The 13,966-nt window shown below is 73.1% G+C and carries 11 protein-coding genes; 4 read left to right on the top strand and 7 right to left on the bottom strand.

Going from position 1 to position 13,966, the window contains the following annotated elements:
* A partial coding sequence (locus C6N75_RS11145) for an ATP-dependent DNA ligase (RefSeq protein WP_456340826.1) occupies window positions 1-371 on the bottom strand: 371 nt, incomplete at its 3' end.
* A 93-nt stretch (window positions 372-464) separates the two neighbouring features.
* Between C6N75_RS11145 and ligD the strand changes: the two genes are divergently transcribed.
* Window positions 465-1,484 carry a non-homologous end-joining DNA ligase gene (ligD, locus tag C6N75_RS11140; RefSeq protein WP_105868708.1) on the top strand — a complete coding sequence of 340 codons (1,020 nt, stop codon included), beginning with the start codon at window positions 465-467 and terminating at the stop codon, window positions 1,482-1,484.
* Window positions 1,485-1,499: 15 nt separating this feature from the next.
* Here ligD and C6N75_RS11135 read toward each other — a convergent pair whose 3' ends face one another.
* Entirely contained in the window at window positions 1,500-3,737 is a 2,238-nt protein-coding gene (locus tag C6N75_RS11135) for an OmpL47-type beta-barrel domain-containing protein (protein ID WP_258177346.1), read from the bottom strand.
* On the bottom strand, window positions 3,734-6,223 hold the full coding sequence (locus tag C6N75_RS11130; RefSeq protein WP_181160439.1) for a ThuA domain-containing protein: 2,490 nt from the start codon (window positions 6,221-6,223) through the stop codon (window positions 3,734-3,736). Before C6N75_RS11130 ends, C6N75_RS11135 begins: the two co-directional genes overlap by 4 nt.
* A 245-nt stretch (window positions 6,224-6,468) precedes the next feature.
* On the opposite strand from C6N75_RS11130, the gene C6N75_RS11125 reads away from it, so the two are divergent.
* The gene (locus C6N75_RS11125) at window positions 6,469-7,485 is read left to right on the top strand and encodes a multicopper oxidase domain-containing protein (RefSeq protein ID WP_105868709.1); all 1,017 of its coding nucleotides are present in this window, start codon (window positions 6,469-6,471) and stop codon (window positions 7,483-7,485) included.
* Window positions 7,486-7,567: 82 nt separating this feature from the next.
* The gene (locus tag C6N75_RS11120; protein ID WP_105868707.1) at window positions 7,568-7,831 is read left to right on the top strand and encodes a WhiB family transcriptional regulator; all 264 of its coding nucleotides are present in this window, start codon (window positions 7,568-7,570) and stop codon (window positions 7,829-7,831) included.
* Between the two features lie 106 nt (window positions 7,832-7,937).
* On the opposite strand, the gene C6N75_RS11115 is transcribed toward C6N75_RS11120, so the two are convergent.
* The 3 genes from C6N75_RS11115 to ssgD form a co-directional block, all read right to left on the bottom strand.
* The gene (locus C6N75_RS11115; RefSeq protein ID WP_105868706.1) at window positions 7,938-8,909 is read right to left on the bottom strand and encodes an acyl-ACP desaturase; all 972 of its coding nucleotides are present in this window, start codon (window positions 8,907-8,909) and stop codon (window positions 7,938-7,940) included.
* Window positions 8,910-9,060: 151 nt separating this feature from the next.
* Window positions 9,061-10,707: an ABC-F family ATP-binding cassette domain-containing protein gene (locus C6N75_RS11110; RefSeq protein ID WP_105868705.1), complete on the bottom strand. Its 1,647-nt coding sequence runs from the start codon at window positions 10,705-10,707 to the stop codon at window positions 9,061-9,063.
* 313 nt (window positions 10,708-11,020) lie between these two features.
* A complete protein-coding gene (gene ssgD, locus C6N75_RS11105; RefSeq protein WP_105868704.1) occupies window positions 11,021-11,437 on the bottom strand; it encodes a spore wall synthesis regulator SsgD in 417 nt (138 codons plus the stop codon).
* Between the two features lie 256 nt (window positions 11,438-11,693).
* Here ssgD and C6N75_RS11100 point away from each other — a divergent pair, with 256 nt between their 5' ends.
* Window positions 11,694-12,383, top strand: coding sequence for an endonuclease V (locus C6N75_RS11100; protein WP_105868703.1), 690 nt, complete (start codon window positions 11,694-11,696; stop codon window positions 12,381-12,383).
* A 249-nt stretch (window positions 12,384-12,632) separates the two neighbouring features.
* Here C6N75_RS11100 and C6N75_RS11090 read toward each other — a convergent pair whose 3' ends face one another.
* On the bottom strand, window positions 12,633-13,847 hold the full coding sequence (locus tag C6N75_RS11090; RefSeq protein ID WP_105868702.1) for a saccharopine dehydrogenase family protein: 1,215 nt from the start codon (window positions 13,845-13,847) through the stop codon (window positions 12,633-12,635).
* Window positions 13,848-13,966: the final 119 nt, after the last annotated feature.

The raw sequence follows: 13,966 nt of genomic DNA, 5'->3' as shown, positions 1-13,966 counted from the left end.
TCGCCGAGCGCACCCCGGCCCGCTTCATCGCCTTCGACGTGCTGGCGCTCGGCGAGCATCCGCACCCGGGAGGCCGCCGGGTGGATCCGCTCGGAGAGCCGGTCGAAGTCCAGTCTGCCGTCGTGGGCGATCACGATCTCCCCGTCCACCACGCAGCGCGGCGGCAGCTTCTCCAGCAGCGCGGCGACCAGCTCCGGGAAGTACCGGGTCAGCGGCTTTCCGGTGCGGCTGCCGATCACCAGCTCGTCCCCGTCGCGGTGGACCAGCGCACGGAAGCCGTCCCACTTGGCCTCGTACTGCATCCCGGGCGGGATGGTCTTCACCGACTTGGCCAGCATCGGCTTCACGGGCGGCATCACCGGCAGGTCCATGGAGCCGATTCTGCCGGAGCCGCACCCGATACGCCCGCTTTACACCTCAGGCTCGATATGCGGCTTCTGTCGCCTCCCCCTACTGTGGCGACCATGGCGGCCAAGGGAAACGCGGTGGAGGTGGAAGCCGGCGGGCGGACCGTACGGCTGTCCAACCCGGACAAGGTCTACTTCCCGGAGCGCGGCTTCACCAAGCTGGACGTGGCGCGCTACTTCCTCGCCGTGGGCTCCGGCATCACCCGCGCCCTGCGCGACCGCCCCACCACCCTGGAACGCTTCGTGGACGGCGTGGAGGGCGAGTCCTTCTTCCAGAAGCGGGCCCCGAAGAACCTGCCCGACTGGATCCCCACCGCGCACATCACCTTCCCCAGCGGGCGTTACGCCGACGAGATCCGCCCCACCGAACCGGCCGCCGTGCTGTGGGCGGCCAACCTCGGCACCCTCACCTTCCACCCCTGGCCGGTGCGCGGTGACGCCACCGACCACCCCGACGAGCTGCGCATCGACCTGGACCCGCAGCCCGGCACCGGCTTCGCCGACGCGGTGCGCGCCGCCCACGAACTGCACGCGCTGCTCGACGAGTACGGACTGCGCGGCTGGCCCAAGACCTCCGGCGGCCGGGGCCTGCACGTCTATGTGCCGATCGAGCCGCGCTGGGACTTCACCCGGGTGCGGCGCGCCGCCATCGCCGTGGGCCGGGAGCTGGAGCGCCGGATGCCGGGACGGGTGACCACCGCCTGGTGGAAGGAGGAGCGGGGCGAGAGGATCTTCGTGGACTACAACCAGACCGCCCGGGACCGCACCATCGCCTCCGCCTACTCCATCCGGCCCCGCCCGCACGCCCCCGTCTCCGCGCCGCTGCGCTGGGACGAGCTGGACGACGCCGACCCGCGCGACTTCGACCTCGCCACCATGCCGGTGCGGTTCGCCGAACTGGGCGACATCCACGCCGACATGGACGACCACGCCTTCTCGCTGGACGGCCTGCTGGAGCTGGCCGCCCGGGACGAGCGGGAACACGGCCTGGCGGACCTGCCGTACCCGCCGGACTACCCGAAGATGCCGGGTGAGCCCAAGCGGGTACAGCCGAGCCGCGCCCGCAAGGAGTCCTAGCCCCTCGCGGTCGCCTCACAGCTCCTTGACGCGGATGTCCCGGTAGGAGATCACATCGGTGGCGCCGTGCACCTGGAGCCCGATGTGGCCGGTGGCGTACCGCCGGCCGTCGGTGCCCGGGTCGTCGCCGCGCGGCGGGGTGAAGTCCTGCCCGCCGTCGTTCTCGAACTCGTTGATCAGCACACCGTTGCGGAACACCGCGTAGTGCTGGCCCTCCACGCGTATCTCGTAGTCGTTCCAGGTGCCTTTGGGCGTGACGCCCGCGCCGCCGAGGCCGACCCGGTCGAAGCCGTACACCGAGCCGGTCTTGTACATGTCGCCGTCCGGCCGGTCCAGGATCTGCACCTCGTGGCCGTACTTGACGGCGACCCACTCGGGGCGCGGCTCCTCGGGGTGCCCGTGGACGCCGGGGAAGCGGACGAAGACGCCCGCGTTGGCGTTGCCCGTGCCCGGGGCGTCGTCCCGCCACCGGAGCTTCAGCGAGAAGTCGCCGTAGGTCCGCTGCGGCAGCCACAGCATGCCCATGCCGGGCACGGTGGGGCTGCTGGTCATCGATCCGTCGGCGTTGAGGGCGAACGCGCCGCCGCCGACCTGCTGCCACTTCGCGAACGACGTGGCCGTGCCGTCGAACAGCGGGCGGTAGCCCTCGGTCTGGCCGGGGCTGCCGATGCCGGACTGCCGGGCCGCCCGGTAGACCTTCCTGTGCTCGCGGGCGTCGAGCACGCCGTCCGCCAGCAGCCTGTCCAGGACGGTGTCCACGTGCTTGAGGAACAGCGCCTGCGAGGACCAGTCCCTCTCGTCCTCGATCAGCTCGCCGACGGTGCACCGGGAGCGGGTCATCCGGTTGGGCACCCCGCTGTCCACGGAGCCGACGAACACCGTCTCCCGCTCGTCGTACTCCGGGCAGTTCGGCGCGGGCGCCCCGCCGCCCTCGGCGACGTGGAACGCCGCCTGCTGGGCCGCCGAGGTGTTGCCCGCCTGGTCCGTCGCCCGGTGGCGCACCGTGTGGTAGCCGACCCGGTCCACCACCAGCGGCGCGGTGTACGCCAGGTAGGGGCCGCCGTCCAGGGAGACCTCGGTCCTCGCCACCCCGGAGCCGGTGTCGGTGGCGGTGACGGTCACCGTCGCCCGCCCGACGTAAGCGCCGTCGGAGTTCACCGTCCCCGACAGCGCGGCCCGGGTGACCGGCGGCTCGCGGTCCTCCGCCGGCGGGGCGACCACGGTGAAGGCGACGGACTTCTCGGCCGCCGCGTTGCCCGCCTTGTCGGTGGCCCGGTAGCGGACGGTGTGCGCGCCCGCCTGGTGCACCATCACCGGGGCGGTGTACGCCTGCCAGGCCCCGGACGCGCCCAGCGCGTACTGGATGGTGTTGACCCCCGAGCCGGTGTCGGAGGCGGTGACGGTGACCGTCGCCATGCCCACGTACCGGCCCTCGGCGTCCTTCTCGCCGCTCACTGTCGCCGAGGTCTCCGGCGGGGCGGTGTCGTCCGTCGGCGGGGCGGCGACGGTGAACTCGACGCTCTTCTCGGCCGCCACGTTGCCCGCCTTGTCGGTGGCGCGGTAGCGGATCAGGTGGTCGCCCACCTCGTGCACCATCACCGGCGCGGCGTAGTTCTGCCACGGGCCGTCGGCTCCCACCGCGTACTCCACGCGCTCGACGCCCGAGCCCGCGTCGGCGGCGGTGACCGTCACCGTGGCGTGGCCGATGTAGTCGCCGTCGGCATTCTGCTCGCCCTGGACGGCGGCCGAGGTCTCCGGTGCTGTGGTGTCCGCACCGCCGCCGCCGTCGGTGACGGTGAGCACGCCCTGCATCTGGCCGTGCCCGGGGATCGTGCAGTGGAAGCGGTACTTCCCCGGCGTCAGCACCACCTGGGCGGTGTGCTTGCCGCCGCTCGCGTCACCGGGGTTGGCCAGGATGTTGAGCCGGACGTCGTGGTTGTAGCCGTCGGAGCCGGAGACGTCGAAGGTCAGCGTGTGAGGCATGCCGGTGGTGTTGCCGGTGGCCGCGCTGTTCTCGAAGGCGATCGTCGCCGGACCGGCGACCGCCGTCTGCGGCATCGTCAGATAGCGGTCGATCGGATCGCCGGCCGTCCAGGTCAGCACCTGCTCGGCCACCGACCCCGATGCCGTGGGCCGGGCGTCGCGCCCGTACGCCGCGCCGGCCGTCAGGCCCAGCACCAGCAGCAGCGACCCGACCAGGGCCGTCCACCGCCGCACCGGACCGCTCGGACGGGACAGTCGACTGCGTCTCACCGGGTCTCCCCCCTCGCGAGCTGTCCGGCCGCCGGGGTCGGCTCGCCGCCGGTGTAGGTCACGCGCCACAGCGCGGAGTAGGCGTCGGAGGTGAAGAAGCCGCGCCCGTAGTCGAGCACGTACAGCGAGCCGTCCGGCGCGAACTTCCAGTCCATCAGGTTGCGTATGCCGCCGTTGCCCACCGGGATGATCTTCCTCAGGGACTGGGCGTGCACCGGCAGCCCGCCCTTGCCGACGGTCCTCGGGTCGGTGAGCACCGCGTGGCGCGGTTGGTCGCCGTCGTAGAAGTCGCCGACGAACCAGTGCCCGTCCCAGTACGCCGGCCATTTCACCGCGCTGCCGCTCGCGGCGTCGTACCGGTACACCGGGCCGTTCATCGTGGCCTGCCCGCCGCCCTTGAGCCACGGCAGCAGCAGCTTCTGCTCCTCCTGCCGGTAGCTGGGCACCCCGGCCGCGTCGCGCGGGTAGTCCACGCCGCCGCCCTGCGGGGAGTACCAGATGGTGTTCGGCGTCACCGGCGGCAGGTTGACCAGGCCGTCGTTGTGGGGCGACTCGTTCTTCGGCTTGGCGCAGTCGTACCAGCCCAGCGGCTTGGCCGGGTCGGGCAGGTTGCGGTCGCGGTAGGGCTGGTTGTTGCCCATGCAGTAGGGCCAGCCGTGGTTGCCCGCCTTGGTGATGGCGGCGAAGGTGTCGTACTTCGCCGGGCCCCAGGTGGTGGACGGCGCGCCCGCGTCCGGGCCGACCCAGCCCGCGTACAGGGTGTCGGTCGACTTGTCGACGAAGATCCTGGCCGGGTTCCGTACGCCCATGACGTAGATCTCGCCCCGGGTCTTGCCGCCGCCCTCGTCCGGCTCCTCGCCGGTGAAGAGGTTGCCGGCCGGCAGCGTGTAGGTGCCGTCGGCCTCGGGGTGGATGCGCAGGATCTTGCCGTTGAGGTTGTTGGTGTTGCCCGAGGTGCGGCGGGCGTCGGCGAAGGACACGCCCTTGAAGTTCGGCTGCGGGTTGTTGCCCGAGTATCCGCCGCTGAAGCCGCTGGAGTTGTTGTCACCGGTGGCGATGTAGAGGTTGCCCTGCGAGTCCCAGGCCATCCCGCCGCCCGCGTGGCAGCAACTGTGGATCTGCACCGGCCACTTCAGCAGCACCTTCTCGCTGGCCGTGTCCAGCTTGCCGGTGGCGTGGTCCAGGGTGAAGCGGGAGACGTACCGCTCCGCCATGTGGGTGTCCCGGTTGATCCGGGAGTGCGGCGTGTAGTGCAGGTAGACCCAGCCGTTGGAGAGGAAGCCCGGGTCCAGCTCGATGCCGAGCAGGCCCTCCTCGTTCTTCACCAGCTCGTCGCCGCCGCCCTTGTTCCCGAAGACGGTCAGCGCCCCGGCGAGCGTCACCTGTCCGGTCTTCGGGTCGTAGACGTGAATCTCGCCCCGGCCCTTGCCGATGTCGGGGTTGCTCCAGTCGGTGACCACCGGCTTGGAGGAGTCCGCGCCGCCCCGGCCGATGTACAGCAGGCGCCCGTCCGGCGCGGCGACCAGCCCGTGCGGCTCCCCGATCTGGTCGTTCTGCCCCGGCTGGTTGGGCTGGGTGACCCGCTCGGCCCGGTAGTTGGCGTCGATGGTCGCCTTGCAGTCGGCGCGCGAGAGCCGGGTCGTCCAGTGCAGCGCCCCGCGCAGGTGCTCGCGGAAGTCGGTCTCCGCGTAGGAGTCGGCGGTGCCGCCCATGGCCGTGTAGAAGGAGCGGCCGCCGTCGTAGTCACGGCACCAGGAGACCGGGTGGTCCCAGCCGTTGGCGCTCGTGCCCGGCGCGTAGCTGCTCTCCCGTACCCGGGCCACGGTGTGCACCGTGCCGGACGGATTGGCCGTCCAGTTGAGCCACCTGTCGGCGCGCTTCCAGTTCAGCGGCAGTCTGCTGGTCGCCGGGTGCACCCGGTCGCCGACCTCGACGGTCGCGCGCTGCACGGCGGTCGGGCTGTTCGCGGCCGGCCGCGCCCCCACCAGGCCGGTGAACCAGTCCGAGTACGGCTCGGTGCGCGCGGCGTCGTGCACGCCGAGGAAGCCGCCGCCCGCCTCCATGTACGCCTCGAGCCCGGCCTCCTGGGCGGGGTCGAGGACGTCGCCGCCGCCGGTCAGGAAGACGACCGCGTTGAACTTCCCGAGCCTGCGGGCGTTGGTGAAGACCGCCGCGTCGTCGGTCGCCACGGTGGTGAAGCGCTGGGCCGCCGGTCCGGAGCGCCCGATCGCCTCCACGGCCGCGATGCCGGCGTCCACCGTCGGCGACTCGGCGGTCGCCGAGGCGTGGAAGACCAGCACCCGTACGTCGTCCCCGCCCGGCGGGGACGGCAGGGACAACGTTGTCCGCGCCCGGGGCGCGGGGTCCTGCCGCGGCTCGGCCGTCGCGGCCGTACCGCCGAGCAGCGACGCCGCCAGCACGCCCGCGGCCACCGCGGCCGTCACCGCCTGGCGGGATCTCGTCCGGTGATGTGGTGCTCTGCGCATTGCTCACCCACCCTCATCGTCACAGCAAACGCCGACGAAGCTAGACCCCTTCGCCGTGCACGCCAATAGCCTCGCAGCAATCCGGCAAACTTTGTCCCGGCTGTGGAAAAACGGTTCTGCGGACGCTACCGTGTGCCCCGCCCGGGGGCTCACCGCCCCGTCATCCTGCGCGTGTCACACGGGAGTTCGGCATGGACGGCATGGACGGCGAGAACAGCGGCACGGCCGGTGGCGGTAGCGGTGGCATCGGCAGACGGAGCTTCAACCGGCGCCTGCTGGTCGGGGGAGCGGTCGCCGCCACCGGCGTGACATCGTTGTCGCTCACCGGGGCGGCGACCGCCGGCCAGACAGCCGTCCCGAGTGCCGCCGCCCCGCCCCGCACCGCCCCGGCCGGCGGCCAGGTCCGCCACCTCAAGCTCTACGCCGAGAAGCTGCCGGACGGTCAGATGGGCTACGGCCTGGAGAAGGGCAAGGCCACCATCCCGGGCCCGCTCATCGAGATCACCGAGGGCGACACCCTGCACATCGAGTTCGAGAACGCCACGGACGTGGACGCCAGCCTGCATGTGCACGGCGTGGACTACGACGTGGCCAGCGACGGCACCCGGCTCAACCGCAGCCATGTGGCCCCCGGCGGCACCCGCACCTACACCTGGCGCACCCACACGCCCGGCCGCCGCAAGGACGGCACCTGGCAGGCTGGCAGCGCCGGCTACTGGCACTACCACGACCACGTCGTCGGCACCGACCACGGCACCGGAGGCATTCGCAAGGGCCTCTACGGCCCGCTGGTGGTGCGCCGCAAGGGCGACCTGCTCCCGGACCGGCAGTTCACCGTCGTCTTCAACGACATGACCGTCAACAACCGCCCCGGACACCAGAGTCCGGACTTCCGCTGCACCGTGGGGGAGCGGATCGAGATCATCTCGATCACGCACGGCGAGTTCTACCACACCTTCCATGTGCACGGTCACCGCTGGGCGGACAACCGCACCGGGATGCTCACCGGCCCCGACGATCCCAGCCGGATCGTCGACAACAAGATCACCGGACCCGCCGACTCCTTCGGCTTCCAGGTGATCGCGGGCGAACACGTGGGCGCGGGCGCGTGGATGTACCACTGCCATGTGCAGTCCCACTCCGACATGGGCATGGCCGGACTGCTGCTGGTCGCCAAGCCGGACGGCACCGTCCCCGGCTACGACCCCCACCACCCGCCCGCGGCCGCCGGCCGCTCCGGCGGGGCGCACGCCGGCCACTGAGCGGCCCCGAGGGCCCCGGGCGGGGCGGGGTCGTTGATCGACCGTTGACGGGCCGTTTAGCGCGGCCGGACAGCCTGGTCCCATGCACACCCGACCCCACCCCGAAGCCCTGGCCGTCCCGCTCGACGAGGACCTCTCCTGGCAGGAGAGCGCCCTGTGCGCACAGACCGGACCGGAGCTGTTCTTCCCCGCGCCCGGCTCGTCGACCCGGGACGCCAAGCGGCTCTGCAACGCCTGCGAGGGCCGTGCCGCCTGCCTGGCGTACGCCCTCGCCAACGACGAGCGCTTCGGCGTCTGGGGCGGCCTGTCCGAGCAGGAGCGCCTGCGGCTGCGCCGCCGGGCCTGACGGCGGCCGGCGGCGCGGCCCGGCGGCCGGCGGCGCGGCCCGGCGGCCGGCGGCGCGGCCCGGCGGCCGGCGGCGCGGCCGCCCCCGCCCCGCCGGCCCTGCCCGGCTACTTGCCGCGCGCCGCCATCCGGGCCCGGCGCGCCGCCAGCTTCTCGTCGAACTTGGCCGCCTCCGCGTCCAGTCCGCCCATGTACAGGCCCAGCTCCTCCTGCGCCTTGCGGCCCTCCGGGCCGAGCCCGTCGATGTCCAGCACCTTCAGGAAGCGCAGCACGGGCTGGAGCACGTCGTCGTGGTGGATGCGCATGTTGTAGATGCCGCCGATCGCCATCTGCGCCGCGGCCCGCTCGAATCCGGGCATGCCGTGGCCCGGCATCCGGAAGTCGACCACCACGTCCCGGACGGCCTGCATGGTCAGGTCCGGGGCGATCTCGAAGGCCGCGCCCAGCAGGTTGCGGTAGAAGACCATGTGCAGGTTCTCGTCGGTGGCGATCCGCGCCAGCATCCGGTCGCACACCGGGTCGCCCGACTGGTGGCCGGTGTTGCGGTGCGAGATGCGGGTGGCCAGCTCCTGGAACGCCACGTACGCGACCGAGTGCAGCATCGAGTGCCGGTTGTCCGACTCGAAGCCCTCGCTCATGTGCGCCATCCGGAAGCGCTCCAGCTCGTCCGGGTCCACCGCCCGCGAGGCGAGCAGGTAGTCGCGCATCACGATGCCGTGCCGGCCCTCCTCGGCGGTCCAGCGGTGCACCCAGGTGCCCCACGCGCCGTCCCGGCCGAAGAGCGTGGCTATCTCGTGGTGGTAGCTGGGCAGGTTGTCCTCGGTGAGCAGGTTGACCACCAGGGCGATCCGCCCCACGTCGGTCACCTTGGACTGCTCCTTGTCCCACGCCTCCCCGTCCTCGAAGAGCGCGGGGAAGTTCCGGGCGTCCGACCACGGCACGTACTCGTGCGGCATCCAGTCCTTGGCGACCTTGAGGTGGCGGTTGAGTTCCTTCTCGACCACCTCCTCCAGGGCGTACAGCAGCTTGGCGTCGGTCCAGCCGTCCGAGCTGCCGAGGTGGGGAGTGGTGAGGGTCATGCGGGTGCTCCTGGGGACGGGAGAATTACCTACGGCCTCGTAGGTTACGAGACCGTAGGTTAAGGACCCGTAAGCGGCCCCCTGAACTCCGCTTCCGTACACGGCCGGTCACGACCGGTGACGCGCACGCGGGCCCATGAGCCCTTTCCCCTTACAGCTGGCCCTCCTCCCAGCCGGCCACCTCCGCCGCACTGGTGGGGCGCAGTGCGCCGTCCTCCAGCACCAGCCAGCGGGTGATGCCGATGGTCTCCAGGAAGGGCACGTCATGGCCGGCCACGATCAGCGCGCCCTCGTACGCCTCCAGCGCCGCGGTCAGCGCACGGACGCTGGCCATGTCCAGGTTGTTGGTCGGCTCGTCCAGCATCAGCAGCTGCGGCGCGGGCTCGGCGAGCAGCAGCGCCGCCAGCGAGGCGCGGAACCGCTCGCCGCCGGAGAGGGTGCCCACCGGCTGATCGGCGCGCGCCCCGCGGAACAGGAAGCGCGCCAGCTTCGCCCGGATGCGGTTGGCGGTGGCCTCCGGGGCGTACCGCGCCACGTTGTCGACCACGCTCAGTGCGTCGTCCAGCACGTCCAGGCGCTGCGGCAGATAGCGCAGCGGAATGTGCGCCACCGCCTCTCCGGCCACCGGCTCCAGCTCGCCCGCGATGGTCCGCAGCAGCGTCGTCTTGCCCGAGCCGTTCCGGCCGACCAGCGCGATCCGCTCCGGGCCGCGCAGCTCCAGCTCGCCGCCGACCCGCGCCCCGTGGCGCAGTTCGAGCTCGCGCAGCAGCAGCACGCCCCGGCCGGGCGGCACGGCGGTGTACGGCAGCTCGACGCGGATCTCGTCGTCGTCGCGTACCGCCTCCACCGCCTCGTCCAGCCGCTCGCGGGCCTCGGCCAGCTTCTGGCGGTGCATGATGCGGTGCTTGCCGGCCGACTCCTGGGCGGCCCGCCTGCGCGCGTTCATGACGATCTTCGGCTCGCGCTTGCTGTCGTACATCTTCTGCCCGTACCGCTTGCGGCGTGCCAGCTTCATCTGCGCCTCGCTCAGCTCGCGCTTCTGCCGCTGCACGTCCGCCTCGGCGACCCGCACCATGCGCTGGGCGGCCTCCTGCTCGGCGGCGACGGCCTCCTCGTAGTCGGAGTAGCCGCCGCCGTACCAGGCCACCTCACCGTCGCGCAGGTCACCGATCCGGTCCACCCGTTCGAGTAGTTCGCGGTCGTGGCTGACCACCACAAGCACCCCGGACCAGGCCTCGACGGCCGCGTAGAGCCGCCGCCGCGCGTACAGGTCCAGGTTGTTGGTCGGCTCGTCCAGCAGGAGTACGTCCGGCCGGGCGAGCAGCAGTGCGGCCAGCCGCAGCAGCACGCACTCGCCGCCGGACATCTCGCCGACGGTGCGGTCCAGCCCGACGTGGCGCAGGCCCAGCTCGTCGAGCACGGCGCGGGCGCGCTCCTCGACGTCCCAGTCGTCGCCGACCGCGGCGAAGTTCTCCTCCCGGGCGTCGCCCGCCTCGATGGCGTGCAGGGCCGCCCGCGCTGTGGCGATCCCGAGGGCCTGGTCGACCCCGAGCGCGGTGTCCAGCGTGGCGTCCTGCGGCAGGTAGCCGACCTCGCCCGCGATGCGGACGGAGCCGTCGCCGGGGGCCAGCTCACCGGCGATCAGCTTGAGCAGCGTCGACTTGCCGGAGCCGTTGCGGCCGATCAGGCCGCTGCGGCCGGGGCCGACCGCGAGCTGGAAGCCGTCCAGCACCTCGGTGCCGTCGGCCCAGGAGAACGACAGGTCGGTGCAGGTGATGAAGGTGGGGGCAGTGGACATACGGGTCTCCCGGTTGCGTAAGAGAAGGCGGGGGCAACGGGTGAGACACCGCGGGCGGAGGCGGCGGGGAGGACAGGACGGCGGATACGCCGAGGTCACTGCACAACAACGGTGCGCACTCCGCCTGACGCGGGCGTGCGGCACGGTGTCTCGGACCTCAGACGAGCAACGTCCTTCTCCAATCGGCGACAACAGGGCCGTCGAGAAAGCTACGCCCGCCCCGGGGGCCGGGCAACCGAATTGACGACCGCGCTCCGGGGCGTCCACTGGGAGGTCCGACGGGACGTCCATCGGGACCGGCCGGCGCGGCCGGTCAGCAGGCGTCGCGCAGCAGCTCGCGCAGATCGTGCTCCAGGTCCAGGAACCGGTGCTCGTCACCGGCCGGGACCAGATGCCGGGTGCGGCTGAGGAACTCCCGCAGCACGGTGGTCCGCACGTGCAGCACGGCGACGCCCTCCGGGGCATGCAGCTCCACCACCGTGCGGTCGTAGCCGAAGGGCCGCACCCGCACGTCGCCGACGCCGGCCGGTTCGTCCACCCCGTCGGCCAGCAGCTCGCGGGAGAACGCCCAGACCGCCTCCACGCCCTCCAGGGTGGCCGGCGCGGGGAAGGCCATCCGCACCGCGAACGGATCGTCGAGGTCGTAGCGCAGGGTGGCCGGGACGGTGTCCATACGGGGTGCGGGTGCGACGAGTCGCACCTGGACGGCCTGCTCGATGACGGTGGACACAGCCGGCTCCCTTGTGCGCGCTGGTGCGGCGATACGCCTCCCTGACAACGGGAAGGACGACGAACGAGAGAGGCACGTGCACTCTTCCCGTCTGTGAACTGTGTCACGGCCCTCCGCGTCACGGGCGCGGGGCGCGCTTTCCCCGGACCGCCGGATTCCGGATCGCCGCCGCGAGCCGCGGAGCGGGCCGTCCCGGACGGTTGTCAGTGGCGGCCCGTAGGGTGGCCGCCATGATCGAGATCACGGGGGAGGCGGGATGACGATCATCGGAAGGCCGGCCGACTGGCCCGCGACGGAGGCCGAGGCGCTGGCCGTCCAGGACGCGCTGCGCGGAAGGGTCGTCCTCGACGAGCCGGGCCCGCCGCCGGGCGCCGGGCTCGTCACCGGGGTGGACGTGGCCTACGACGACGAGCGCGATCTGGTCGCCGCCGCGGCCGTGGTCCTGGACGCGGCGACGCTCGACGTGGTCGAGCGGGCCACCGCGGTGGGGCGGGTCGCCTTCCCCTATGTCCCCGGGCTCCTGGCCTTCCGCGAGATACCCGCCGTGCTGGCCGCGCTCGGACGCCTGACCGCCGGCCCCGGCCTGGTCGTCTGCGACGGCTACGGGCAGGCCCACCCGCGCCGCTTCGGCCTCGCCAGCCATCTGGGCGTCCTCACCGGGCTGCCGGTGATCGGCGTCGCGAAGAACCCGTTCGCCTTCGCCTACCGGCCGCCGGAGGCCCGGCGCGGCGCCACCAGCCCGCTGCTGGCGGACGGCGAGGAGGTGGGCCGCGCCCTGTGCACCCGGGCCGGGGTCAAGCCCGTCTTCGTCTCCGCGGGCCACCGCGTCGACCTGGACCACGCCGTAGCACACACCCTGCGTCTCTCGCCCCGCTACCGCCTTCCGGAGACCACCCGCCACGCGGACGCCCTGTGCCGCCAGGCCCTGAAGGAGGCGGTGGCCTGAGCGCATGCGGCGGCCGCAGCGGAGACGGCGGTCCGGCCGGAGACGGCGGTCCGGCCGGAGACGGCGGTCCGGCCGGAGACGGCGGTCCGGCCGGAGACGGCGGTCTGGCCGCGAGCGGCGCCCCGGCCGCGTACGGCGATCCGGCCGGAGACGGCGACCCGGCCGGGGGCGATGGCCGGACCGCGGCGACGGCCTGACCGGGGCGGTCGCCTGTGGCGGCGGCCGGCCGGGCGCGCCCGCTGTGCGGTCTCAGCGGGTGTGCGCCACGCGGAAGCGGATGCCCGTCTTGACCAGCCGGTCGATCAGCGCGTCGCCCATCGCGGCGGCCGTGGTGGTCTGCCCGGACGTCTCCGGGAGGGTGTCGAAGGCCAGGCAGAGCGCCGACTCGGCCAGCATCTTCGCCGTCTCGTCATAGCCCGGGTCGCCGCCCGAGACCTCCGTGAACACCCGCCTGCCGCCGCCCTCGCCGACGAACCGCACCGAGAACCAGCTCCGGCGGCGGCGCTCCTCGTCCGGGCCGCTGCCCGCCCCGTAGAGGTCCATCAGCCCGCGCCGGACCTGCGGCACCTGGGCGAGCGCCAGCACCAGCCCGGCCGCCGCCGTGCCCCCGACGGCCACCGGCAGCGTCTTCACCCCGGCGTAGTGCCGGTAGCGGAAGTCCGGGCCGTACCGCGGCAGCGCGGCCGCCGACCGGGCCACCATCGCCGCGTCCAGCGTCGGCAGCGGCAGCGCCCACAGGCCCGTCTCCCGGCTGAACCTCGGCGCGCCCAGCGGACCCCGGGTGCGCCGGCCCGCCGCCGGCGCCGCCTCGTGCCGCCGTCGCTCCCGGGCCGCCCGCAGGGTCTGCGGGCCGCGGCCCAACGCGGTGAGCGCGGAGGCGAACGTCCCGCCGGAGAACATCGCGCCCGCCCGGACGAAGCCGTCCACCCGCAGCGGCACGCCCTCGGGCAACTGCCGCACGGTGTGGTAGACGCCCAGGTCGTGCGGCACCGAGTCGAACCCGCAGGCGTGCACGATCCGCGCCCCGGTCTCCCGCGCCCGCGCGTGGTGGCGGACGTACATCAGGTCCACGAACTCCGGCTCGCCGGTCAGGTCCACGTAGTCGGCGCCGGTCTCCGCGCAGGCCGCGACCAGTCCCTCGCCGTACCAGACGTAGGGGCCCACCGTGGTCGCCACCACCCGCGCCGAGGAGGCCAGTTCGCGCAGCGAGGCGGCGTCCGAGGAGTCGGCGCGCAGCAGCGGCAGTCCGGCGCAGTGCGGATGGTCGGCGGCCAGCCGCTCCCGCAGCTTCTCCAGTTTGCCGAGGTCCCGCCCGGCCAGCGCCCAGCGGCAGTGCGCCGGGGCGTGCGCGGCGAGGTGCCGGGCGGTCAGCTCGCCCACGAACCCGGTCGCGCCGAAGAGCACGAGGTCGTACGTCCGTTCCGTGCCGTCGGGGGTCGCGGGTGCGTCGGGGGTGTGCTCCATGAATCAGCCTTCCGCCGTCCGTGGGTGCCGTGGGCCGGGCCGCCGCGCGTGCCGGTCGCCGGGCCGTCCGCGCCGGGACCGCCCGGGTACGCAGAGGCTAGCCGCCCCGCGCGGGGCGG

The organism is Streptomyces solincola (assembly GCF_002982015.1).
GTDB lineage: Bacteria > Actinomycetota > Actinomycetes > Streptomycetales > Streptomycetaceae > Streptomyces > Streptomyces solincola.
Note: the sequence above shows the minus strand (reverse complement) of the source record. Positions and strands in the feature narration are given on the sequence as shown.